Origin of the sequence: Accumulibacter sp., assembly GCF_032229525.1 — a bacterium.
Lineage (GTDB): Bacteria > Pseudomonadota > Gammaproteobacteria > Burkholderiales > Rhodocyclaceae > Accumulibacter.
The window spans coordinates 1-21962 of the sequence record NZ_JAVTWB010000182.1; the positions used below are offsets into that span (position 1 = coordinate 1).

The window sequence follows — 21962 nt, forward strand, 5'->3', positions numbered from 1 at the left end:
GCGATTCATGGTGTTGCCCGCCGTCCGCTTCAACGACAACGCGCGCGCCGAAATGGACGAAATCGGCGACGTACGGGCCAATCGCTTGCTGTCGTCGGAATTCATCGCCGCGCAGGCGATGCGCTCGCAGGTGGCGGCAGAAGAGAATCTCGGCTTCGGTCATGTTCTGGCGCAGGGATTTGACGAGTTTCTGGTTGTCGAGCATTGCCTGTCTCCCCCTCTCCCCAACCCCTCTCCCGCGAGGGGCGAGGGGCTATTGGCGCTGCGCGTGTGGGCAGCAGGCTCCAGCGCAGTGTTGGTGGTGCTGGCGACACAGTGCCGGTGGCGCTCATGGTACGTCCGCATGATCTGGGTGCGGCTCCTGACGATTGGAGCGCCGGGGGTGCCGGGGGAGACTTCCCCCGCGGCGCCATGGCCCGCGCGGTCGTTGCCGTCTGCCTATTGCTTTCTTGCCGCGGAATCCGGTAGTTGCACGGCGATCATGTGTCCGCGCGCGCAAACGTCGCCATGGGCGCTCAGGGACAGTTCGACGGTGACCTTGCGCGGCTTGACTTCGACGATTTCGCCCCGGACTTCCAGTTCGCCGTCGATCGGCGTCGGGCGGAGGAAATCGACTTTCAGCGAGGCGGTAACGTAACGCAGGTGCGGCGCGGTGCCCATTTCGCGACCTTGCGCTTTGCACGCGGCGGCGGCAGCAGAAGCCGCGCCATGACAATCGAGCAGGGAGGCGATGAGGCCGCCGTAGACGTTTCCGGGTACGCCGCCGGTGTGGTACGGCTGCGGTGTAAAGCGTGCCACGGTCGTCTCGCCATCCCAGTGGCTCTTCAAATGATGCCCCTGTTCGTTGTTCCTGCCGCATCCGTAACAATGCGCGAAATCATCCGGATAACAGTCCTGGAAAGCCTTGCTGGACATCTTTACTTCCTTTCTCTTGTGGTTGGCGCGCCGGCCTGGTGCCGATTCGGGCCGCTTAGCCGGCAATGATTTCGTGCGTGAGGTTGTCGACCACCAGCGGGCATTCGAGGGTGGTCAGCGACGGCTCGCTGGCGTATTTGCCGCGCACGAAGGCTTTCCATTCTTCCGTGTACACGCGCTCCGCATCGGCACGTGAATTCCAGAGATAGATGCCGCCGGCGCGCTTGCCGTCTTCGGAAAGAAAGTAGTACTTGCGGATCAGGCCCGGCATGTCCTGGTATTTTGCCGCCGTACTGTGGAAGGTGGCCTGGGCCTGCTCTCTGGACAAGGTCTGCGGCAGCTTGAATTCGACGATGACGGTGATCATGGGCTTCTCCTGGTGACGTGACGGATGCCGACCGGTGTTGGACGGTCCAAGCGCTGCTCCCCTCGCCCCTTGTGGGAGAGGGGCTGGGGGAGAGGGGGCTGTGCCCTGCCGCGGCCATCAGGGCCTGGGCGAGCACCGGGCTGGCATTCGATATTGCGCTGTTTACGCAGCGAATTGTTTGGCGTCGGTGCGGGTTCGAGTCGCTGTTTTTCCCCTCTCCCCAACCCCTCTCCCGCGAGGGGCGAGGGGCTTGTTGGGCCGGCTGCGTGGTCAGTTTACGCCAGCGAGGAGGGGCGTAGCCGTGGTGGTGTGACCCACCCGGGCTGCGGTTCCTTCGTCTCTCTGTGCACGACCATGCATGCGACAGGCGAACGGACGGCTACGACCCCTGTCGCGGCTGGAAGGCCATCGACCTCGCCGAGACGCTGAAGGCATCGGAGAAACACGCGCCGTCTTCGGCGCCGTGCTGTTTGAGGAAGGGGAAGATGGCTTCGACCATGCGTACCGAGCCGCAGGCGTAGATTTCGTGTTCCTTGAGCTCGGGGAAGTCTTCGAGGATGGCTTCGTGCACCAGGCCGGTGCGGCCGGTCCAGGTGGCTTCCGACTCGGGCTCGGAGAGCACCGGGATGAAGTGGAAGTTGTCGTGTTCCTGCGCCCAGCGGGTCGGTAGTTCGGGCAGGTAGAGGTCTTGCAGGGTCTTGACACCCCAGTAAAGGTGGATCTGGCGCTTGAGGCCGCGCTTGAAGGCGTCCTCGACCATGCTCTTGACCGGTGCGAAGCCGGTGGCGCCGGCGACGAAGACGATCGGGCGCTCGGATTCGCGCAGGCTGAAGTCGCCGATCGGGCCTTCGAAGCGGACTTCGTCGCCTTCCTTCATCTGCTCGAAGACGTGCGTGGTGAACTTGCCGCCGGTCATCAGACGGATCTGCAGTTCGACGAACTCGGGTTCGTGCGGCGGGTTGGCGAAGGAGAAGGCGCGTCGCTGGCCGTCTTCGAGGATGATGTTGATGTACTGGCCGGCCTTGAACTTGATCTGCTGCCCTTCGGGAAGCTTGAGCAGGACGCGCATCACGTCGTAGGTGAGCTTCTCCATCTTGACGACGCGGGCGGTGTATTCCTGGATGGCGCTGGCGGCAGTGCTGGCCTGATACTCGATGACCACGTCCTCGAGCGCGGTGGCGCAGCACGACAGCACCTTGCCCTGCGCCAGTTCGGCGTCGGAGAGCGCGCTCGGCTGGTACAGGCCGGGGTCGACCTTGCCTTGCAGAACGGTGCATTTGCAGACGCCACAGCCGCCGTTACGGCATTCGTAGGGCAGGTTGATGTCCTGGCGCAGGCCGGCGTCGAGCAGGGTTTCGCCGAAGCGGGCGCTGACCGATTTGTGATCGGGCTGGAAGGTGATCGAGGTCACTGCCTTGGCCGATCCGAGCCGCTTCGGTGGCAGCCAGGGGATCAGGAAGAGCAGGCCGGTGAGGCCGAGTACCCAGAACCACAGATGCAGCGGGTTGGTGACGTAAACCAGTGCCAGTACCGGCAACTCGAACCAGTCGAAGGCGATGCCGGTTGGCACCACCGACATATCTGCTTCGCCGCCCTGGCTGAGGATCGGCTTGACCAGGGACAGGGCGATGAACATCAGCGTCACGGCGATGGCGATCGGGCGTGGCGGATTGATGTGCGCCCGCGGGATGCGCTGGACGTGCACCCACATGATGATGGCGATGATCAGGGGGACGCCGATGTGCATGAAAGCGAGCAGCGTGAACAGGCGGCTGTTGACGCTTTCGAGGGTCAGGAAGTTGCGGATCAGCGTGCCGTTGAACATCGGCAGAATGTCGAACCACTCGGCGGTGGCGATGACCACGAACTGCGCCAGCTTGTCCCAGACGAGCATGAAACCGTTGACGCCGGCAATGTAGATCAGCCACAGCAGGGCGACGCCGGTGAGCCAGGAAAACGAGCGGAAGCCGCGATAGCGGTCGTAGGCGAAGTGCCGCAGCATGTGCAGCAGCATGGTCAGGATCATGCCGTCGGTGGCGTAGCGGTGCACGCTGCGCAGGATGCCGCCCAGCCACCATTGGTTGTGCGTGATTCTCTCGACCGACTCGAAAGCGTCATGAACGCCGGTGTCGGCAAAGATGTAGAGGTAGAGACCCGAGCCGAGCAGCAACCAGAACTGCCAGAAGCTGATCGTGCCGAGGTGGTAGAAGGGGTTCATCTTGTCGCCGAAAGCGATGTTGAACACGTTCTCGATACGCATGAACAGCCAGCGCATGACTTGTTGGATGATTTTGACCATTTTGATGTCAGCTCAGGAGATTGGTGAGGCGTGCGTGGCTGTTGGCCGGGATTTGCGCCGGCCATATTGTCCGGGGACGCTGGCGACGGTGATCATTTGAAAAACAGGCCGCCGCGGTCGGGGTTGAAGTCGATCACCATCACCTGCCGTGGCGCGAGGGTGACTTCCGCTTCCTTGACGAAGTTGAAGCCGGGCTTGATCAGGTTGTCGTTCATCCTGACCGCCAGCCGGTGTGTGCCGGCCTTGACCTCGAAGCGTTTGTACACTGTCGACACGCCGTCCTTGTAGAGGCCGGTGGGGTGCATCACGGTGCGCAAGGCCGGCTGGCCGTCGAGGTCCACTTCCAGGTTGATGTCGGAGCGTTCGCGTGGACAATCCATCGGCGCGCGCATGTTCGGCGGCAGCTTGGCCAGCTCTTCGGGTGTCCGCTTTCGACACTCGCGGTCGCCGAGGTGGCTGATCGACAGCTTGATCAGCGCGACGTCGTCGGGAATCTGGTGATAGGTCGGCGAGGTAGCAAAGTAGCCGATGAAAGCGGCAAAGGCGCCGTAGAGAATCACCTGGCCGACGATGGCGGCGGGTTTAAGCATGATGTGAAGCACTCCGCAGGTAGGGTGGAAGTCGATCGTTCGCAACCCCAAGGGTTTCGATCCGGGTTCTGAATTCGGCCACTGCTGTGGCCAACGCGCGCTGGTCGCTCGCCGAGGTTAGCAGCAGTTGCAGGCGCGAGGGCGGTACGCTGTGGCGCAGGTGCGGTTCGCGATCGCCGAGCAGGCGGTCGCTGGTCCAGCGCTCGCCGAGGCGGAAATCGCAGCCGCCGCCGCGGCAGGCAGCGATCACCACGCCATCGGCACCGCCGCGCAGCGCATATTCGATGAATGCAGGCGGCAGCATGCCGGTGCAGATCAGGTCGATGACCGCGGTGTCGGCGGCGGCCAGGGTCGCCGCCTCGGCACCGCGTGCGCAGGAAAAGACGACGATGCGCGTGCGGCCGGCGAGTTGCGCCAGCGCCCGTTCGAGCTGCTGGCGCAGGGCGTTGACCGGCAGTTGCGGCATGTCGATGCCGGTGATCAGCGTCTGGCGACGGCGGAAGGGGGTCGATGATGGGCACGAGCCGGCGCAGATGCCACAACTGGCGCAGAGGTCGGCGTCGACGACGGCGAGCTTGAAGCCGGGTCGGTCCGGGTGCGGCGCCATCGAGATCGCCGCGTAGGGGCAGTCGACGTGGCAGCGGTCGCAGCCGGTGCAGTTGGCCGGGTCGACCACCGCGATCGGCTGCGCCTTGGCGTGCGGCAACAGCGGCAGCGCGAAGAGCAGTGCCGTCAGTCCGAAGAGCAGCGACCAGACGATCGCCGGCGAGCTGAGGTCGGTGAGCGGATGAATGAACAGAATGAACCAGTCGAAAGCCAGTGCCCCGGGAACGCTGGCCAGATCGGCCGGCGGGTTGCTGAGCGCGGGTCTGAACAGCGCGAGCAGCGTCAAGGCGGCTGCGGTGGCCAGCATCACGCGCCGCGTCGGCAGGTAATCGACGTGGGCAATGCGATGAACGTGTGCCCACAGGCCGAGGATCAGCAACAGTGGGACGCCGAGATGGATGAAAATCAGGACGGTGAAGAAGCGGTCGCTGATTGCGCTCGGCGACAGGAAATTACGTGCCGATGGCTCGCTGAAGATCGGTAGCCAGTCAAGCAGTTCGGTGGTGGCGGTGGCCGACACCTGTGCGAGTTGGTCCCAGACGATCCAGTAGCCGCCGATGCCCGCGATATAGGCCAGCCAGATCAGCGGGATACCGGTCATCCACGAGTAAAGGCGGAAGCCGTAATAGCGGCCGTAGGACCATTCGCGAACCAGGTGCAGCAGCATCACCAGCATGAAGCCGTCGGAAGCGTAGCGATGCAGGCTGCGCAGGATGCCGCCGAGATACCACTGCTCGTGCGAGAGATAGCCGATCGAGTTGTAGACGGCGTCGATGCCGGTGTCGAGAACGGTATACAGGTAGAGTCCGCTGCCGACGACGATCCACAGCAGATAGAGACCCATCGCGCCAAGATGGCGCAGGGGGTTGTCCTGGCCCGAGAAAGGGGTATCGAAGGCTTCTTCGACGCGCAGAAAAACGCTCTTCGTGCCGTTGCGTAGTGCTGCGTGGAAGCTCACGTGCCTGGGGCCCCTGAAGCGTTGTTGGTCATAACTATTAGCCGTTTATTATATTGCTGAGGCGCTGCCGGCGACTTGACACGCGTCAAATCCGAAACAAGCCCTGCCAGGGCCAGAGAGGCCGGGGGCGCGTTGGCCGCTGTCGTGGCCTGGCGGTGTGGCATGCTACACGCGCAGCCGCTGGCCGGCTAGACGCCCTCGGCAAAACCCAGTTGCCGCCAGGCCTCGAAGACCATCACCGCGACGGCATTGGAGAGATTCAGGCTGCGTTGTCCGGGCAGCATTGGCAGCCGCAGGCGCTGCTCTTCGGCAAACTCGGCCATCACCTCGGCCGGGAGGCCGCTGGTTTCCTGGCCAAAAACGAAGACGTCGTCGGCGGCAAAAGCCGGCTGGTCGAAGCGCCGTCCGCCGCGTGTGGTGATCGCGAAGCGGCGCCGCCCGGCCAGCGCCTGCTTGCAGGCGTTCCAGTCGGGGTGCCGGAAAACGCGCGCGAACTCGTGATAATCAAGGCCCGCTCGCTTCAGCGAGCGGTCTTCCCAGCGAAAGCCGAGCGGTTCGACGAGGTGCAGTTCGCAACCGGTGTTGGCGCACAGTCGGATGACATTGCCGGTGTTCGGCGGAATTTCGGGTCGGACGAGGACGACAGCGGTCAAGGCGTGCTCCGGGGAATGGCGCTGGCAAGCGCAGAGCGGCTTTCATGGTCGATGGTTCTGGAGCGCGCAGCGGTCGCTTGCCCGATCAACGTGCCTTGGGTGCCTCGCGGCGCCGATTTCTCCAGAAGTTGATCGACAGGTAGATCATGAAACAGACGAAGGTCAGGAAGCCGGCGAACATGAAGTACAGCGAGTAGTCGGTGCGATAGCGCCCGGTCTGCGGGTCGTAGACCGAGCAGATGATGCGCACACGTTGCATGATCTCCTGCAGCGCACCGACTTCCGGCGGGATCGCCGAACCGGTGATCAGCAGCTTGAGCGGTTCGGCGAGGTCTTCGGCGGTGAATTTCTCGCCATAGACCTGGCGGACGATCTTGCCCTCGGCGTTGACCATCGTCACCTGGTTGAGGTGGTCGAAGCCGGCCGCGGTGGCGATGAAGCGGAAGCCGAAATGGGCCGTCAGGTCGTCGACGATCGCCGTCGCCGGGCTGAGAAAATTCCAGTTGGGGAGGTCGATGCCGTACTGCCGGGAGAAATCCTTCAAGGCCGCCGGCGAGTCGAAGGGCTGGTTGAAGCCGATGCTGACGATGTTGAAGCGATCGGCGCCCATTACGCTGACGGTGTTTTCGAGCGCCTTCTGCAGGTTGCGGGTGGTCGTCGGGCAGACCTGGAAACAGGCGGTATAGATGAAGTTGACCAGCAGTGGCTTGCCGCGATAACGCGACAACTCGACCGGATTTCCGTCGCGGTCGAGCAGCACGAAGTCGCCCAAAGTTCTGCCGATGGCGGCTTGCGAGAAGGCGAAAGCGGCTTTCTCGTCGAGCGCGGTCAGCGTCAGGTCGCCACGCAGTACTCCCTGCGGGCGAGCGGTGAGCTTGGGTTGGTCGGCCGCCGCTTGGTCGGCGGCGAAGGAGGGGGCTGCGAGAAAGAGAATCGACGCCAGCAGGGCGCCAAGACAACGACCAATCATCGATACATGCCAGTGGTGGATCAGAACGTCAGAATGCGAATTGACGGTCCACGATGGCGGCCAGCAGCACCAGTGTCAACTGGATCAATGAAGCATGGAAGCAGACCATCGCCGATTTACGATTGGTGTCGCGGGTCAGCAGCCAGGCTTTGTGGATGAACAGGAAGCCACCGGTGGCGGCGCCGACGAAGTAAATCGCGCCGAGTCCGAAAGCCAGCGGTACAAGGGAGGCGGCAACCAGCGCCAGGGTACTGTAGAAGATGGTTTTCGCCGCCTGCTGGTCGCCAACGACCACCGGCAGCATCGGCACGCCGGCGGCGGCATAGTCGTCACGGAAAGCGATGGCCAGACTCCAGAAGTGCGGGGGTGTCCACAGGAAAAGTACCAGTGCCAGCGCCAGTGGTACGGCGCCGAGTTGTGGGTCGGCGGCCGTCGCGCCAGCGAGGACGGCCCAGCTACCGGCCAGGCCGCCGAAGACGATGTTCAGCCAGGTGCGGCGCTTCAGCCAGACGGTGTAGACGATGGCGTAGAAGAAAGCGCCAAGGAAGACGAAAAGCGCCGACCAGGCATTGAGCGCAATCCAGGCGGCACCCACCGAGAGTACCATCAGCGCGCCAATGACCAGCAGCCAGACCGGCCCGTGGCGCAGTTCGCCGGTGACGAACGGGCGCTTGCTGGTACGCGCCATGAGGTGGTCGCTGTCGTGCTCGTAATACTGATTGAAGGCGCCGGCACTGGCCGACGAGACCAGTACCGATAGCGTCAGCACCAGCAATTGCAGCGGGCTCAGGCTGGGCCCGGAACCGACCGCCAGTCCGGCGAGGGCGGTAAAGGTGATGACGACGCCGATACGCAATTTGAAAACGCCCAGAATGGCACGGAAGGGAAAGCGGGAAGTGCTGTTCGGTGGGAGCATCGATTGCATGAGTTTTGGTGGCGCGGCTGTGTAGTGAGACGAGGGGGGCAGACCTGCTTGAATCGAGCCTGGAGCCGATTGCTCCAGGCCCGATTGAGGCAGGCCCCCGCGCCATTTGGCGTGGGGGGAAGCTCGATCAGCTGAGCAGCCAGACTTCGGACAGGTACTTCCAGTTGACGAAGTAGTAGAGGACGAAGGTCACGAACAGCAACAGAGCCAGGACAACGGTGCCGGGGACCGGCTGGTGGTCGCTGCCATGCGCGACAGCCGAGGCCGCTTGCGTTTCGACGGGGATCGGCGTCGGCTTGTCGGAGACCTTGCCGCCGTCGAGTTTCTTGCCGAACAGCAGCGAACCGACGATGAGCAGGATCCACAGACCACCGCCAATGACCGCGAGCACCCCGAAGATACCGGTCAGGCCCATCATCAGGTAGGCAGCACCCGGCCATTCATACTGGAACGGTGCACCCGAGAAGGCCATGTCCCAGTGCCGGCGGGAAACGCCCAGCGTACCCGCGCCCATCATCACCAGGCCGAGAACGCCCATGCTGATGCCGTACAGGTAGGGCTGGATCTGGCACAGTTTCGGCAGGATCAGCTCGCGCCGGAAGAGCACCGGAACCAGCAGGAAGGTGATCGACATGAAAGCCAGTGTCGTGCCGCTGACAACCGTGGTGTGGAAGTGGCCCGGGACGTAGAAGGTGTTGTGCATCAGCATGTTGATCTGCTCGGTACCGAGGACGACACCGGAGATACCGCCGAGGAAGCCGAAGCTGACCAGCGAGATGAACATGCCCGAGAACACCGGGTTGCCCCATGGCGCCTTGCGCAGCCATTCGAACATGCCGTTGGTGAAACCCTTGCGCCGCTGCGCGGCTTCGATTGCACCGGGGACCGTGAAACCGTGGATCATCGACGCCATCACCGCGAAGTACATGAAGTACGAGGTGTTGAGCACTTTCCACTCGGCGCTCATACCCGGGTCGGACAGCAGGTGGTGCGCACTGGCCAGTTGCAGGAAGAGAATGTAGAGCAGGAAGGCAAAGCGCGAGACTTTCTCGGACAGCGGTTTGGCATTGAAGAGCACGGCGGCGGTCAGATACCAGACCGAGACGTGCGCGGCAACGTTGATCTGCTGCGACGAGTGTCCCAGGCCCCACCACACCATGCGGTACAACTGCGCGTCGATTTCCTTGATCCAGCCCATCGACCAGAAGAAGGTCGGGATCAGGATGCCGGCGCCGGACAGGATGGTGAAAGTGGCGATGATCGCCGCGGTCAGCGCGCCGAAGGTCACCAGCGGCAGCGAACCCTGATAGGTCTTGTCTTTCTTGGCGACGACCAGCGTGCCAAAGAAGACGCAGGTGCCGAGCAGTGCACCGACGGCGACCAGGATGATGCCCAGGTAGAAGTGCGGTTTCGCCTGCATCGGCACGTAGGAGGTGAACATGACGCTCGATTCACCCTGGAAAATGGCGACGTTGGTGATGATGCCGCCGACGACCATCAGCCAGAAACCGAGCCAGGCGATCTTCGGTGTCGCTATGCGGCACCGCAGCAGGGTTGATGACGCAAAGTAGAGAACGGCCATTTCGAAGAACAGGATCCACAGGATCAGCATGTCGATGCCGTGGGCGGTGAGAATCAGGTAGAACTGGTCAGCCGGCAGCAGCTTGATCGCCGGCCAGCGGGTAAGAATCACCAGCAGGGCAGTGACGCCGCCAACAAGCAGCCAGAGAACGCCGGCAACGGCGTTCCAGCGCATCAGTTTCTCGGCCTGGTCCTCAAACTGCATTCCGGAGATCGGACAGGTGCGGTAGGTAGTTGCCATCTATTTACTCCCCTTATTTCACGTAGATACGGCCAAGCATCGAGTGGTGGCCGATGCCGCAGTATTCGTTGCAGACGATGGCGTAGGTGCCTTTCTTGGTCGGCGTCATCTTGACCACGTGCTCATAGCCGGGGATCACCTCAATGTTGATGTTCACGGGCTGCAGTGAGAAGCCGTGCAGGTAGTCCATTGACGAGAGGTGGATCTTGTAGGTCTGGCCCTCCTCAAGCTCGAGGATCGGGTACCAGGCCCAGAGACGGGCAATCAGGTAGCCGTCGCCACCGGCCGGCACCTTGACCACCGGGATGTCCTGGTCGGTTTCGGTACGGATGGTGTTCTCGGCAATGAACTTCTCGGCCTTGGCGGCGAACAGTTCGGGGGTGGTCTTGTAGGCCTCGTTGGAGAGGTTCTGCTTACCGTATATGTGCCAGTAGATCATCATGGCGAACATGATCATCCCCCAGACGAAGGCGATCCCGATCCACGCCCATTCGACCTTGTCGATGGGTTGCTTCCACCAGAGCCGATCTGACGGCGGCAGAATTGCACTCATATTTCTTTCTCCCTGAGGTGACTGGCTGGCTTACTTGGCGACCGGCGTGTTCATGATGTCGATGATGCCCCACAGGATGTAGAGCAGCCCGGGGGACGCCACACCGAGAAACAACAGCAGAAAGTGGTTGTCCAGCAGCTTCTGCATGAACGGAATGTCGTCATCCTTGTCGTCGACCATGGGTGTATCCTCCATCACTGATTGGCGCTTGTGGCGCTTGGCATTTGCCGATAACGGCGAATTCATTGGGCTTTTGGGGCACAATTGGCGGAAGAATACCTGCACTTGGCCTGCCTTTGATTTGATTCACGTCAAGAACGCGGAAAGACGGTGATGGCCCGCAAAGCCAGCAATCGTGGGCCTTGCGGGTCCAGGGTTGCGGCCGATGGTCGCAGCCCTCAAGGCATCGCTTCACGTCTCCGGCGAGCGCAGGAGGGTGGCCGCATCGCACCGCCTCCTGCCGATGAAGAGGCCATGGTCGACGGTACCGACTGGCCTGGCCATCGACGGCAAGCACGCACCGTTGGGAAAATGCCGGCAACACAGCGCCGATTCCTCGGCGGAAAGCCGTCGCCAGCACCGCCACCAACCGATGCTTCGAGCGGTCAGCCACGTGCTGATCGGGATGGTTCGCGAACGCTTCGGCGGGCGATAACTCTCGCCAGCCAAGTGGCGATTTTCGTCGCCATGAGGCGCCCCAGCACCAAAAAACCGGGCAAATACAGTGGCTGCGAACGGCCTCCGCGTCAGTCCTGGCGTGTGCAACGACTGTTTCCGCGCGCAGCCGAGAACGGCCTTTGGCTTTCCATGCGATTGGCCAGTTTTCGCGGTCGGCTCGTTTCGGATTTGTGCTCGAGTCTTGGTATAATATGAGGTTGTGTTTCTAGCGATATGATTTGTCGTTGTTTTTCTTGACCCTTTTCGTTTGGAGAATACCGCATGGCTATCGAACGCACGCTTTCCATCATCAAGCCGGACGCCGTTGCCAAGAATGTGATTGGCAAAATCTATTCCCGTTTTGAGACCAACGGCCTCAAAGTGATCGCCTCCAAGATGGCCTGGTTGTCGCCGCAGGAAGCCGGCGCCTTCTACGCCGTGCATAAAGAGCGTCCGTTTTTCAAGGATCTGGTCTCGTTCATGATTTCTGGCCCGGTGATGGTGCAGGTGCTTGAAGGTGAGAGTGCAATTGCCAAGAACCGCGACCTGATGGGCGCCACCGATCCGAAGAAGGCCGAGGCGGGAACGATCCGCGCCGACTTCGCCGAGTCGATCGACGCCAACGCCGTACACGGTTCCGATGGCGAAGATACGGCGAAGGCCGAGATCGCTTTCTTCTTCCCGGCAATGACCGTCTACTCGGGCCGCTAGGCCCAAAGCTCCTCGGGTTCCATGACCATCAATCTGCTCGATCTCGATGCCGCCAGCTTGACGGCCTTTTTTGCTGGCCACGGCGAGAAGCCTTTTCGTGCCAGACAGGTTCTGCGCTGGATGCATCGTTTCGGGGAGAGTGATTTCGATGCGATGACCGACATTGCGAGAAGTCTGCGCGAGAAACTCAAGGCCGTGGCGGCAGTGCTGCCGCCGAAGGTTGTCGCGGATGCGCTCTCTGACGATGGGACGCGCAAGTTCCTCTTCGATGTCGGGGCTGGCAATGCCGTCGAGGCGGTGTTCATCCCCGAGGATGACCGGGGAACCCTGTGCATCTCGACGCAGGCCGGTTGTGCCCTCGATTGTTCCTTCTGTTCGACTGGCAAGCAGGGTTTCAACCGCAACCTGACCGTGGCGGAGATTATTGGCCAGTTGTGGCAGGCCAGGCACGCTCTGGATGCTTATCCGGGGGGTGCGGATATGCGCGTCGAGCGGGTGATCAGCAACGTCGTCCTGATGGGCATGGGAGAGCCTCTGGCCAACCTCGACAATACCGTTCTGGCACTGCGGCTGATGCTTGACGACAACGCCTATGGCCTGTCGCGTCGCCGGGTGACCGTGTCGACTTCGGGTTTGGTGCCGGCAATGGATCGCCTGCGCGACGAGTGCCCGGTGGCGCTGGCGGTTTCCCTGCACGCGCCGAACGACGGGCTGCGCAATGAACTGGTGCCGATCAACCGGAAATACCCCTTGCGTGAGCTGATGCCGGCTTGTCAGCGCTATCTCGAGAAAGCACCCCGCGATTTCGTGACTTTCGAGTACGTCATGCTCGACGGCGTCAACGACGCGGACGCCCAGGCGCGCGAGTTGCTGTCGCTGACCCGGGATGTGCCGTGCAAATTCAACCTGATCCCGTTCAACCCCTTTCCGGGTTCGCCTTATCGCCGATCGCCGGCCCTGCGTATTCGGCGGTTTGCCGAAATTCTGATGGCGGCTGGGGTCGTTACCACCACCCGCAAGACGCGCGGTGACGACATCGATGCTGCGTGTGGTCAGCTGGCGGGACAGGTGCTCGACAGAACGCAGCGCACGGGGCGCAGAAGCATTACTCTCCACCTGGATCGTCAAGAGGCTTGCAGATGAGGAAAGCCTTGCTGGGCTTGATTGTCTTGCTCGGCGTCAGTGCCTGCTCGTCGGGGATGTTCTCTTCGGCCAGCGCGCCAAAGCCGGCCGAGGAGGAGGTCGATTCGCGGCGGCCGACACCGCCTCGTGATAACCGCACGCGTGCCAAACTGCATACCGATCTGGGCTCACTGTACCTGCAGAACACGAACTACAGTGTGGCCCTGGAAGAGCTGACGATGGCCGTCGTCATTGACCCGGATTATGCAAAGGCTTATGGCATCCGCGGACTGGTGCTCTACAACATCCGCGAGATGGATCTCGCCGACCGCGACTTTCAGCGCGCCTTGAGTATCGACGGCAAGGACCCCGAACTGAACAACAATTACGGCTGGTTCCTTTGCCAGGTCGGCAGAGAGAAGGAGGCACTCCCGTACTTGCAGCAAGCGATGCAAAACGCCTTGTACGATACTCCCGAAAGAGCCTATCTGAACGCGGGGGCCTGTTACATCAAGCTCGGCGACCTGGCCACCGCCGAGGGGTTGATCGAACATAGTTTGCGGATCGTGCCGAACAACCCACAGGCGTTGCTGCAGCTCGCTGACATCAACTACCGACGTGGCGAACTGGAGCGTGCAAGCCAGGACCTTAACGCGCTGGTGCGCAAGGTCGCGCCAAGTGCCGAAGCGTTGTGGCTGTTGGTGCGAGTCGAGCGCAAGCTGGGTAATCGTCTGGCGGAAGGCCGCTATAGCGCCCAATTGAGGCAAAAATTCCCGCTTTCGCCGGAGGCCCAGGAACTGCTGAAAGGCAACTTCGAATGAGTGAACCAACGCTTTTCTCACATTCTGCAGAGCAGGATTCGCCGGGGGAGCATCGTGCCGGCGCAGAGGCTGCGATTGCCCAGGGGCTGCGGTCGGAGACGGCTGGCGTCGGGCAACAATTGCGCGTTGCTCGCGAGGCCAGGAACATCACTCTGGCCGAGGCAGCGCAGTCTCTGAAGCTCGGCCCCAGGCAGGTGGCAGCGCTGGAGAGCGAGGACTGGTCGTCATTGCCCGGCAATACCATGATCCGGGGCTTCGTTCGCAATTACGCACGCCTGCTCGGTCTCGACGCGGACGCCTTGATGCGCGGCCTCGATTCGGCGCGCTTGCAACAAACACTGCAACTCGAGGCGTCTGCCGGAACCAGCGCCAGCCTGCCGCGGGGCGGAAGCCCGGCGGAGCGGCGTGACTACCTTGCTGTAATCGGCGGATTGCTGCTGCTGGTATTGGCTTTGCTGGCGTACTTCTATTTTCCCGCGGACTTCTGGGAGAAACAGCTGGCCGAGTTGACCGGCGCCAGCACTTCTTCACCAGTTTCCGTCGACCCGTCCAAGGCTGCACATGAGCCGGCGCCAGCGATCGTCGCATCGTCGCCTGCAGTCGCCGTCGAGTCGACGGCAGGAACTGGCACAACGAGCCCGGCGCTGCCTGCCGCAGCGGGTCCGTTGTCGCCGGCCCTGCCGAGTCCAGCCGCGCTGCCCGAGAAGCTGGCGAACGTCGCCAGTCCGGCAGTACCACTGGCGGCTCAGCCGGGAGCGCTGCCGGATTCACCGTCGCCAGCAAAAGCCGCGGGCGGTGGCCTGACACTAAGGTTTGCCCAGGCTGCCTGGATCGAGGTACGTGATGGCAGTGGCGAGGTTGTCACGTCGGGTGTCAAAGCGGCGAATAGTCAACAGGAAATCACCGGGAAGCCCCCTTTTTCCCTGGTGCTGGGCAACGCTCGCTACGTGACGGCCGAGTACCAGGGCAAGAAGATCGATCTCGACGAGCACATCACCAAGGGCGTGGCGCGCCTCACGGTCAAATGAGGGCGCGCCAGTGGGTGGAGGCGCTATGAGCAATCTCCTGCCCGCCACAGGACGGCGGCGAACGCGCGCGGTGACCGTGGGTAAAGTTACCGTCGGCGGCGAGTCGCCAGTGGTCGTCCAGTCGATGACCAACACCGACACCGTAGACGTCATCCGGACAGCGATCCAGTGTGCAGAACTGGCAGGTGCCGGTTCGGAGCTGGTGCGAATCACCGTCAACACGCCGGAAGCGGCCGCAGCGGTAGCGGCAATTCGCGCGCAGCTCGACCGAATGGGCGTCGACGTGCCGCTGATTGGCGACTTTCACTACAACGGCCACCGCCTGCTCACCGAACACCCGGAATGCGCTCGAGTGCTGGCCAAATACCGGATCAATCCGGGCAACGTCGGCCATGGCCGAAAGCGCGACGAACAGTTTGCGCAGATGATCGAGATCGCCTGCCGCTACGACAAGCCGGTACGCATCGGCGTGAACTGGGGGAGTCTTGATCAGGATCTGCTGGCGCGCATCATGGACCAGAACGCGCGCCGTGCCGAGCCACGGGATGCGGTCGAGGTGATGCGCGAAGCGATGGTCGCTTCAGCGCTCGAGTCGGCCGCCCGCGCCGAAGAGATCGGTTTGCCGGGGGACCGCATCATCCTCTCGTGCAAGGTGTCCGGCGTGCAGGATCTGATTGCCATTTATCGCGATCTGTCGCGCCGTTGTGATTACCCGCTACACCTCGGTCTGACCGAGGCCGGCATGGGTTCCAAGGGAATCGTCGCGTCGACGGCGGCAATGGCAGTCCTGTTGCAGGAAGGCATCGGCGATACCATCCGCGTCTCGCTGACCCCGGAACCTGGCGGCAAGCGGACGCAAGAGGTGATCGTCGCGCAGGAGATGCTGCAGACCATGGGTTTGCGTGCCTTCACCCCGATGGTGGTTGCCTGTCCCGGTTGCGGCCGGACGACCAGCACCTTGTTTCAGGAACTGGCGCAGTCGATTCAGGACCATGTCCGCGAGCGGATGCCGCAGTGGCGTAGCGAGTATGACGGTGTCGAGAACATGACGCTGGCCGTGATGGGCTGTGTGGTCAATGGGCCGGGCGAGAGCAAGCATGCCAACATCGGCATCAGCCTGCCGGGCACTGGCGAAACGCCGGCCGCGCCGGTGTTCGAGGATGGTGCCAAGACCGTCACGCTGCGCGGCGAGCATATCGCCGAGGAGTTCACCGCCATCGTTGATGCCTACGTCGCGCGCAGCTATCAGAGGAAGGGTGCGGCTCAATGAGCGCGCCGAAGATCCAGTCCGTTCGCGGAATGAACGACGTCCTGCCCGACGAGGCCGAATTCTGGGACCTGTTCGAGGAGACCATTCGTTCGTGGCTCAAGAGCTACGGCTACCGTCCACTGCGCCTGCCGATCGTCGAGCCGACGCCCTTGTTCAAGCGCGCCATCGGCGAAGTGACCGACATTGTCGAGAAAGAGATGTACTCGTTTGTCGACAGTCTCAATGGCGAGCCGCTGACGCTGCGTCCCGAGGGCACTGCTGGCTGCGTGCGGGCGGTGATCCAGCACAACCTGATTGCGCAACAGCCGCAGAGGCTGTACTACATGGGGCAGATGTTCCGGCACGAGCGCCCTCAGAAAGGGCGCTATCGCCAGTTCCACCAGGTGGGTGTCGAATCGCTTGGCTTTATCGGCCCGGACATCGACGCCGAACAGATCCTGATGGGCGCTCGCCTGTGGAGGGACCTTGGTGTTGACGGCATCAGCCTGCAGCTCAACACTTTGGGGCAGTCCACGGAGCGGGCCAGTCATCGTGCCGACCTGATTACCTATTTCGAGGCGCACAGCGACCGGCTCGACGAAGACGCCAGGCGACGCCTGCACAGCAATCCGCTGCGGATCCTCGATAGCAAGAACCCGGCGTTGCAGGAACTGATTCTCGGCGCGCCGAAACTGATCGATCATCTGGGTGCCGAGTCGATGGCGCACTTCGAAGGTGTGCAACAGGTGCTGCGCGATGCCGGTCAGCCGTTCGAGATCAATCCGCGCCTGGTGCGCGGACTCGATTACTACAACCTGACGGTTTTCGAGTGGGTCACCGATCGCCTTGGTGCGCAGGGCACCGTTTGCGCTGGCGGTCGTTACGATGGCCTGGTGCAGCAGCTGGGCGGCAAGCCGGCGCCGGCGTGTGGTTTTGCGATGGGCGTCGAGCGGCTGATCGCGCTGATTCGCGAGTCGGGTGGCGAGGCCAAGGCGCCGGCGGTCGACGTCTATCTGGTCCACCAGGGCAGTGCGGCTTCGCGTCTGGCGGCACGCGTAGCCGAAGGCCTGCGTGACCAGGGCATCGATGTGCTTTTCCATTGCGGTGGCGGCAGCTTCAAAGCACAGATGAAGAAGGCCGACGCCTCGGGCGCCGCGTTCGCGGTGATCATCGGCGATGACGAGGCAAGCGCTGGCGAAGTGACTCTCAAGCCCCTGCGCTCGACCGGGGAGCAAGTAAACGAACAGAAGCGGGTCAGCGTCGATGGTGTCGCGGACGAAATCATGAGTTTTATTCTGGATTGGGACGAATCGTAATGGCTACCTACGACCTTGAGGAACAGGAACAGATCGCCGAGGTAAAGGCGTGGTGGAAGCAATATGGCAATCTGGTGACTGGCGTCGTCACCGCGGCGGCCATCGGTGTGCTTGGCTGGCAAGGCTGGACCTACTATCAAGGCAGTCAGGCGGGCAAGGCGTCGGCAGTCTACGGCGTGCTGCAGCGGGCGGTCGTCGACAAGGACTCGCAGCGTGTCAAGACCGCGAGTGGCGAACTGCTCGAGAAATTCGGTGGCACCGCCTATGCGCCTCTGGGGGCCTTGTCAGCGGCCAAGGTGATGTTCGACGCGGGTGACGCGAAAACGGCAAAGCTGCAGTTGCTCTGGGTCGTCGACAACGGTAAGGATGGACTGCGCGATCTGGCGCGTCTACGCCTGGCGGCCTTGCTGGTCGACGACAAAGCCTACGACGAGGCGCTGAAGCAACTCGATGGCGATGTCGGTCCTGCTTTCGCTGTTCGTTTTCTGGGCAGTCGGGGTGACGTCTTCAGCGCGCAGGGGAAGAAAGCCGAGGCCAAGGGCGCCTACCTGGCAGCGCTGGCCAAGTTGGACGATGGCGACAAGACCGGCCAGGGCAAGAATACGCTGCAGGCTACGCAGGTCAATGCGGCTTACCGTGAGATCCTGCGCTTGAAGCTTGACGCGCTGGGGGAGAGCAGCTGATGAACAAGGTCCTCACCGCGGCACTGCTGTCGGTGTTGCTGGCCGGCTGTTCGACCTTCGAGTCGCTGAATCCGTTTGCCAGCAGTGGGCCAAAAATGGCCGAACTGCAGCCGATCCAGGCAACGGCTCAGGCGCGTGTGGTCTGGCAGGAAAGCGTTGGCAAGGGCGATCCGTATACTTTCGTTCCCGCCGTCGTCGGGTCGTCGGTGTACGTGGCGGCTCGGGATGGCACGATCGCTCGTCTGGACGACGGCCGACCAGTCTGGCGAATCAAGGCCGAGCAACCGCTCTCTGGCGGCGTCGGGGCGGACGAGCGAGCGCTTGCTGTAGGTACGGCCAAGGGTGATCTACTGGTCTTCGCCACCGCCGACGGCACACTGCTGTGGCAGGCCAAGGCAAGCAGCGAGATCCTGGCACCGCCGGCCGTGAGCGGCGGGCTGGTCGTCGTCCGCAGCGGTGATCATCACGTTGCAGCCTACGACGTTAGAGACGGCACCCGTAAATGGATCTATCAACGCCCGACGCCGGCGTTGTCGGTGCGCGTGACCGCCGCTCCGCTAGTGGTCGATAAGTATGTTTTCGTCGGTTTTCCTGGTGGCAAACTGATTGCCGTGAACGCCGACAATGGAGCGCCGCTGTGGGAAGGGACCGTTGCCTTGCCGAAAGGCGCCACCGAACTCGACCGCATCGCGGATATCAGCAGCGTTCCGGTGATTGATGGGCGAATGATCTGCGCGGTCGCCTTTCAGGGGCGCGTTTCCTGTTTCGACCTGGGCTCGGGGACCCTGGCCTGGGGGCGTGAAATCTCGAGTGCCGCGGGTTTGTCGATCGATAGCCGCCACGTTTATGTCTCGGACGACCAGGGCGCGGTCCACGCGCTCGATCGAACCACTGGCGCCAGCGCCTGGAAGCAGGACAAACTTTTCCTGCGGCGACTTACCGCACCGCTGGCAAGCGGCGATCTGGTTGCCGTCGGCGATGCGCAGGGGGTGGTGCACCTGCTGAGTCGTAGCGACGGATCCTTCGCTGCTCGGGTGAGCACCGACGGTAGCCCCGTGCTCGCGCCACCGCAGCGACTGGGCAGTAACTTCCTGGTACAGACCCGTAATGGCGGCGTCTTCGCGATCGAAGCCCAATGATTCGCGAAATGTCGGCAGATCGCTCCTGCGCCGGGCCAGGGCCTGATGGTGGGCCGCGTTCTGGCTCCCCATGCCGTTCGTCAGGCGGGTGGCGCGGCGCTGCGCCGGCCGCTCGCTACGGGCTCACGCAAGAATGAAGCCGAGCATCGTTCTCGTCGGGCGTCCCAACGTCGGCAAGTCGACGCTGTTCAACCGACTGACCAGAACTCGCGACGCACTGGTCGCCGATATCCCGGGCCTGACGCGAGATCGTCACTACGGTCACGGAAGACTCGGCAGCAAACCCTATCTGGTGATCGATACCGGCGGCTTTGAACCGCTTGCCAAAGACGGCATCATGTACCAGATGGCACGTCAGGCGCAGCAGGCGATCGACGAAGCCGACGTCGTGATCCTGGTGGTCGATGGCCGCAGCGGTGTCTCTGCGCTGGACAAGGAAATCGCCAACCGCCTGCGCCACGCCAACCGCCCGGTCCTGGTGGCGGTCAATAAATCCGAAGGAATGCAGCACGGCCTGGTCGTCGCCGATTTCCATGAACTTGGCTTGGGCGAACCGGTGGCGATTTCGGCGGCCCACGGCGAGGGCGTGCGTGTCCTGATCGAACTGGCGCTCGAAGGCTATCCCGAGCCGGGCGACGGCGAGCCAGCCGAGGGAGACAGCATCCGAGTGGCCATCGTTGGCCGGCCCAACGTCGGCAAGAGCACGATGATCAATGCGCTGCTCGGTGAAGATCGCGTCATTGCTTTCGATCAGCCGGGAACGACACGGGACGCCATTGACGTCGATTTCGAGCGGGCTGGCCGGAAGTACACCCTGGTCGACACCGCCGGGCTGCGACGCCGTGGCAAGGTCTTCGAGACCATCGAGAAATTCTCGGTGATCAAGACCTTGCAAGCGATCGAGGAGGCGCAGGTGGTCATTCTGGTGCTCGATGCCCGCCAGGAGATCGGCGATCAGGACGCCCATATTGCCGCTTTCATTCGCGAATCGGGGCGCGCGCTGGTGGTGGCAGTGAACAAATGGGACGGGCTTGATTCCTACGTTCGCGAGCAGATCAAGGGGGCTCTCGACAATCAACTCACGTTTATCGATTTCGCCCGCTTCCACTACGTCTCGGCGCTGCAGGGGCAGGGACTGGAGCCGCTGTTCCACTCGGTCGATGCTGCCTACAAGGCCGCTACCATTAATTTGTCCACCCCCCAGTTGACGCGCACGCTGATCGACGCGGTAGCCAGGCAAGCGCCGCCACGCAACGGCCTGTTCAGACCGAAACTGCGCTATGCCCACCAGGGTGGGCGAAATCCGCCACTGATCGTCATCCACGGCAACGCGCTCGACAAGATCCCGGAATCGTATCGTCGCTACCTGGAGCATCTCTTCCGCGAGGTGTTCAAATTGCAGGGAACCCCGTTGCGCATACAGTTCAACGTTTCCAGCAACCCCTTTGCCGACAAACAGGCGCCGCGGGAGAAGCGACGGGAGCGCAAGACGACCGACAAGGCGAAACCCGCAAGCGGAAGCCCGGCCAGGCCTCGGTCTGCGGGGAAGGTGGCCGCCGCGGTAAAGACGAAGAGGCCATCCGGGGGCCGCTGATCGGCAACCGCGAGCGCGGGCTGCGCCGGCTCCGCCTGGCAGGGTCGGCGCGCTGCGGTCGGCCACTCGTCGCCGTGCCGGAATGGCCTCGGCACGCTCCCCGGACAACAGCGGCTCATTGCCGCTGAAGCCGCCCAATCGGAGGCGCCAGGTTGCGCTGACGGGCTTTTCGACGGATGATGAAGGCCTCGCCGGCCGTGGCTGCACGCAGGGCTGCAGGGCAGCAGCACGGCCCGCCTACCGTGGTTCAATCAGGGGCAAGGGCCTTGCGTTGTTGCCATGCTGCGGTGAGCGGAATCGGCACGATAAACCTGTGGTGCCGACGCCGGACAGTTTGAACAGGGCCGAGAAAAAACGTATCTGGAAGATGCAAGGTGATCAAGGTTTTATTTGTTTGCATGGGAAATATCTGCCGTTCGCCGACGGCCGAGGGAGTCGTTCGACACCTGCTGCGCCGGAAGAACCTGGAGGGCAGAGTCGAGGTCGATTCAGCCGGCACGCACGGCTATCATGTCGGCGAGGCGCCGGATCAGCGCACGCAGCGTGCTGCGGCCAGTCGCAGCTACGATCTGTCCGATATGCGGGCACGCAAGGTGGCCGCACAGGATGTGGACTACTTCGACATGATTCTGGCCATGGACCACAACAACCTCTCAGTGCTGCAACGCATCTGTCCCCCTGACAAGCATGACCGCCTGGGGCTGTTCATGAGCTATGCGAAGAACTTCGATGACGACGAGGTGCCGGATCCCTATTACGGTCTCGGGCATGGCTTCGACCTGGTGCTTGACATGGTCGAAGATGCCGCCAACGGGCTGATCGAAAGTATCGAGCAACGCCTTGTCGATGATTCCAGTGCAAGTACCGAGCAGGAGCCGTCAGCACAGCACAACGGTACGCGCTGATCGGCCTCGCAAGCAGTCGCATCTCCAAGCTACCCAAGCTACCCGAATACCGGGCGATCAAGCTTCTCCGCTGCGCCAG

23 protein-coding genes are annotated in these 21962 nt (G+C 62.6%); 10 read left to right on the top strand and 13 right to left on the bottom strand.

Going from position 1 to position 21962, the window contains the following annotated elements:
• The 12 genes from RUW20_RS14055 to RUW20_RS14110 all read right to left on the bottom strand — a co-directional run.
• The coding region (locus tag RUW20_RS14055) for an endonuclease domain-containing protein (RefSeq protein ID WP_313952857.1) at positions 1–205 on the bottom strand (205 nt) is incomplete at its 3' end.
• A 233-nt stretch (positions 206–438) separates the two neighbouring features.
• Entirely contained in the window at positions 439–915 is a 477-nt protein-coding gene (locus RUW20_RS14060) for a PaaI family thioesterase (RefSeq protein WP_313952858.1), read from the bottom strand.
• Between the two features lie 55 nt (positions 916–970).
• Positions 971–1282 carry a YdhR family protein gene (locus RUW20_RS14065; protein ID WP_313952859.1) on the bottom strand — a complete coding sequence of 104 codons (312 nt, stop codon included), beginning with the start codon at positions 1280–1282 and terminating at the stop codon, positions 971–973.
• Between the two features lie 379 nt (positions 1283–1661).
• Positions 1662–3581, bottom strand: a complete 1920-nt coding sequence (locus tag RUW20_RS14070) for a 2Fe-2S iron-sulfur cluster-binding protein (RefSeq protein WP_313952860.1) — start codon at positions 3579–3581, stop codon at positions 1662–1664.
• 92 nt (positions 3582–3673) lie between these two features.
• The gene (locus tag RUW20_RS14075) at positions 3674–4171 is read right to left on the bottom strand and encodes a hypothetical protein (RefSeq protein ID WP_313952861.1); all 498 of its coding nucleotides are present in this window, start codon (positions 4169–4171) and stop codon (positions 3674–3676) included.
• Complete coding sequence (locus RUW20_RS14080; RefSeq protein ID WP_313952862.1) at positions 4164–5735, bottom strand: hydrogenase iron-sulfur subunit; 1572 nt, start codon at positions 5733–5735, stop codon at positions 4164–4166. The genes RUW20_RS14075 and RUW20_RS14080 overlap by 8 nt, the downstream gene beginning before the upstream one ends.
• Before the next feature lie 188 nt (positions 5736–5923).
• Complete coding sequence (locus RUW20_RS14085) at positions 5924–6388, bottom strand: tRNA (cytidine(34)-2'-O)-methyltransferase (protein ID WP_313952863.1); 465 nt, start codon at positions 6386–6388, stop codon at positions 5924–5926.
• An 85-nt stretch (positions 6389–6473) separates the two neighbouring features.
• Positions 6474–7358 carry an SCO family protein gene (locus RUW20_RS14090; protein WP_313952864.1) on the bottom strand — a complete coding sequence of 295 codons (885 nt, stop codon included), beginning with the start codon at positions 7356–7358 and terminating at the stop codon, positions 6474–6476.
• Positions 7359–7386: 28 nt separating this feature from the next.
• The gene (gene cyoE, locus RUW20_RS14095) at positions 7387–8283 is read right to left on the bottom strand and encodes a heme o synthase (RefSeq protein WP_313952865.1); all 897 of its coding nucleotides are present in this window, start codon (positions 8281–8283) and stop codon (positions 7387–7389) included.
• Positions 8284–8410: 127 nt separating this feature from the next.
• Complete coding sequence (locus RUW20_RS14100) at positions 8411–10105, bottom strand: cbb3-type cytochrome c oxidase subunit I (protein WP_313952866.1); 1695 nt, start codon at positions 10103–10105, stop codon at positions 8411–8413.
• 13 nt (positions 10106–10118) lie between these two features.
• Entirely contained in the window at positions 10119–10658 is a 540-nt protein-coding gene (locus RUW20_RS14105) for a cytochrome C oxidase subunit II (RefSeq protein ID WP_313952867.1), read from the bottom strand.
• Positions 10659–10688: 30 nt separating this feature from the next.
• Positions 10689–10838 carry a hypothetical protein gene (locus tag RUW20_RS14110; RefSeq protein WP_291864094.1) on the bottom strand — a complete coding sequence of 50 codons (150 nt, stop codon included), beginning with the start codon at positions 10836–10838 and terminating at the stop codon, positions 10689–10691.
• Positions 10839–11597: 759 nt separating this feature from the next.
• On the opposite strand from RUW20_RS14110, the gene ndk reads away from it, so the two are divergent.
• The 9 genes from ndk (at position 11598) to der (ending at position 20978) form a co-directional block, all read left to right on the top strand.
• The gene (gene ndk / locus RUW20_RS14115) at positions 11598–12026 is read left to right on the top strand and encodes a nucleoside-diphosphate kinase (protein ID WP_313952868.1); all 429 of its coding nucleotides are present in this window, start codon (positions 11598–11600) and stop codon (positions 12024–12026) included.
• A 21-nt stretch (positions 12027–12047) separates the two neighbouring features.
• Positions 12048–13169, top strand: coding sequence for a 23S rRNA (adenine(2503)-C(2))-methyltransferase RlmN (rlmN, locus tag RUW20_RS14120; protein ID WP_313952869.1), 1122 nt, complete (start codon positions 12048–12050; stop codon positions 13167–13169).
• Positions 13166–13969 (top strand): type IV pilus biogenesis/stability protein PilW, encoded by an 804-nt coding sequence (pilW, locus tag RUW20_RS14125; protein ID WP_313952870.1) that lies wholly within the window; start codon positions 13166–13168, stop codon positions 13967–13969. The genes rlmN and pilW overlap by 4 nt, the downstream gene beginning before the upstream one ends.
• The gene (locus tag RUW20_RS14130) at positions 13966–14997 is read left to right on the top strand and encodes a RodZ domain-containing protein (protein WP_313952871.1); all 1032 of its coding nucleotides are present in this window, start codon (positions 13966–13968) and stop codon (positions 14995–14997) included. Before pilW ends, RUW20_RS14130 begins: the two co-directional genes overlap by 4 nt.
• Positions 14998–15022: 25 nt before the next feature.
• Positions 15023–16267 carry a flavodoxin-dependent (E)-4-hydroxy-3-methylbut-2-enyl-diphosphate synthase gene (ispG, locus tag RUW20_RS14135; protein WP_313952872.1) on the top strand — a complete coding sequence of 415 codons (1245 nt, stop codon included), beginning with the start codon at positions 15023–15025 and terminating at the stop codon, positions 16265–16267.
• Complete coding sequence (gene hisS / locus RUW20_RS14140) at positions 16264–17562, top strand: histidine--tRNA ligase (RefSeq protein ID WP_313952873.1); 1299 nt, start codon at positions 16264–16266, stop codon at positions 17560–17562. Before ispG ends, hisS begins: the two co-directional genes overlap by 4 nt.
• The gene (locus tag RUW20_RS14145) at positions 17562–18245 is read left to right on the top strand and encodes a tetratricopeptide repeat protein (RefSeq protein ID WP_313952874.1); all 684 of its coding nucleotides are present in this window, start codon (positions 17562–17564) and stop codon (positions 18243–18245) included. Before hisS ends, RUW20_RS14145 begins: the two co-directional genes overlap by 1 nt.
• Complete coding sequence (gene bamB / locus RUW20_RS14150; RefSeq protein WP_313952875.1) at positions 18245–19384, top strand: outer membrane protein assembly factor BamB; 1140 nt, start codon at positions 18245–18247, stop codon at positions 19382–19384. The genes RUW20_RS14145 and bamB overlap by 1 nt, the downstream gene beginning before the upstream one ends.
• A gap of 133 nt (positions 19385–19517) precedes the next feature.
• Positions 19518–20978 carry a ribosome biogenesis GTPase Der gene (gene der / locus RUW20_RS14155; protein WP_313952876.1) on the top strand — a complete coding sequence of 487 codons (1461 nt, stop codon included), beginning with the start codon at positions 19518–19520 and terminating at the stop codon, positions 20976–20978.
• Positions 20979–21225: 247 nt separating this feature from the next.
• Here der and RUW20_RS14160 read toward each other — a convergent pair whose 3' ends face one another.
• Positions 21226–21378: a hypothetical protein gene (locus RUW20_RS14160; protein WP_313952877.1), complete on the bottom strand. Its 153-nt coding sequence runs from the start codon at positions 21376–21378 to the stop codon at positions 21226–21228.
• Here RUW20_RS14160 and RUW20_RS14165 point away from each other — a divergent pair.
• Positions 21377–21883, top strand: a complete 507-nt coding sequence (locus RUW20_RS14165) for a low molecular weight protein-tyrosine-phosphatase (RefSeq protein ID WP_313952878.1) — start codon at positions 21377–21379, stop codon at positions 21881–21883. The genes RUW20_RS14160 and RUW20_RS14165 overlap by 2 nt on opposite strands.
• Positions 21884–21962 lie beyond the last annotated feature (79 nt).

Excerpts from the sequence above, each read along its gene's own strand:
- RUW20_RS14060 (WP_313952858.1), bottom strand. The coding sequence starts at position 915 with ATGTCCAGCAAGGCTTTCCAGGACTGTTATCCGGATGATTTCGCGCAT.
- RUW20_RS14065 (WP_313952859.1), bottom strand. The coding sequence starts at position 1,282 with ATGATCACCGTCATCGTCGAATTCAAGCTGCCGCAGACCTTGTCCAGA.
- RUW20_RS14070 (WP_313952860.1), bottom strand. The coding sequence starts at position 3,581 with ATGGTCAAAATCATCCAACAAGTCATGCGCTGGCTGTTCATGCGTATC.
- RUW20_RS14075 (WP_313952861.1), bottom strand. The coding sequence starts at position 4,171 with ATGCTTAAACCCGCCGCCATCGTCGGCCAGGTGATTCTCTACGGCGCC.
- RUW20_RS14090 (WP_313952864.1), bottom strand. The coding sequence starts at position 7,358 with ATGATTGGTCGTTGTCTTGGCGCCCTGCTGGCGTCGATTCTCTTTCTC.
- cyoE (WP_313952865.1), bottom strand. The coding sequence starts at position 8,283 with ATGCAATCGATGCTCCCACCGAACAGCACTTCCCGCTTTCCCTTCCGT.
- RUW20_RS14100 (WP_313952866.1), bottom strand. The coding sequence starts at position 10,105 with ATGGCAACTACCTACCGCACCTGTCCGATCTCCGGAATGCAGTTTGAG.
- RUW20_RS14105 (WP_313952867.1), bottom strand. The coding sequence starts at position 10,658 with ATGAGTGCAATTCTGCCGCCGTCAGATCGGCTCTGGTGGAAGCAACCC.
- RUW20_RS14110 (WP_291864094.1), bottom strand. The coding sequence starts at position 10,838 with ATGGTCGACGACAAGGATGACGACATTCCGTTCATGCAGAAGCTGCTG.
- ndk (WP_313952868.1), top strand. The coding sequence starts at position 11,598 with ATGGCTATCGAACGCACGCTTTCCATCATCAAGCCGGACGCCGTTGCC.
- rlmN (WP_313952869.1), top strand. The coding sequence starts at position 12,048 with ATGACCATCAATCTGCTCGATCTCGATGCCGCCAGCTTGACGGCCTTT.
- pilW (WP_313952870.1), top strand. The coding sequence starts at position 13,166 with ATGAGGAAAGCCTTGCTGGGCTTGATTGTCTTGCTCGGCGTCAGTGCC.
- RUW20_RS14130 (WP_313952871.1), top strand. The coding sequence starts at position 13,966 with ATGAGTGAACCAACGCTTTTCTCACATTCTGCAGAGCAGGATTCGCCG.
- ispG (WP_313952872.1), top strand. The coding sequence starts at position 15,023 with ATGAGCAATCTCCTGCCCGCCACAGGACGGCGGCGAACGCGCGCGGTG.
- hisS (WP_313952873.1), top strand. The coding sequence starts at position 16,264 with ATGAGCGCGCCGAAGATCCAGTCCGTTCGCGGAATGAACGACGTCCTG.
- RUW20_RS14145 (WP_313952874.1), top strand. The coding sequence starts at position 17,562 with ATGGCTACCTACGACCTTGAGGAACAGGAACAGATCGCCGAGGTAAAG.
- bamB (WP_313952875.1), top strand. The coding sequence starts at position 18,245 with ATGAACAAGGTCCTCACCGCGGCACTGCTGTCGGTGTTGCTGGCCGGC.
- der (WP_313952876.1), top strand. The coding sequence starts at position 19,518 with ATGAAGCCGAGCATCGTTCTCGTCGGGCGTCCCAACGTCGGCAAGTCG.
- RUW20_RS14165 (WP_313952878.1), top strand. The coding sequence starts at position 21,377 with ATGGGAAATATCTGCCGTTCGCCGACGGCCGAGGGAGTCGTTCGACAC.
- RUW20_RS14160 (WP_313952877.1), bottom strand. The coding sequence starts at position 21,378 with ATGCAAACAAATAAAACCTTGATCACCTTGCATCTTCCAGATACGTTT.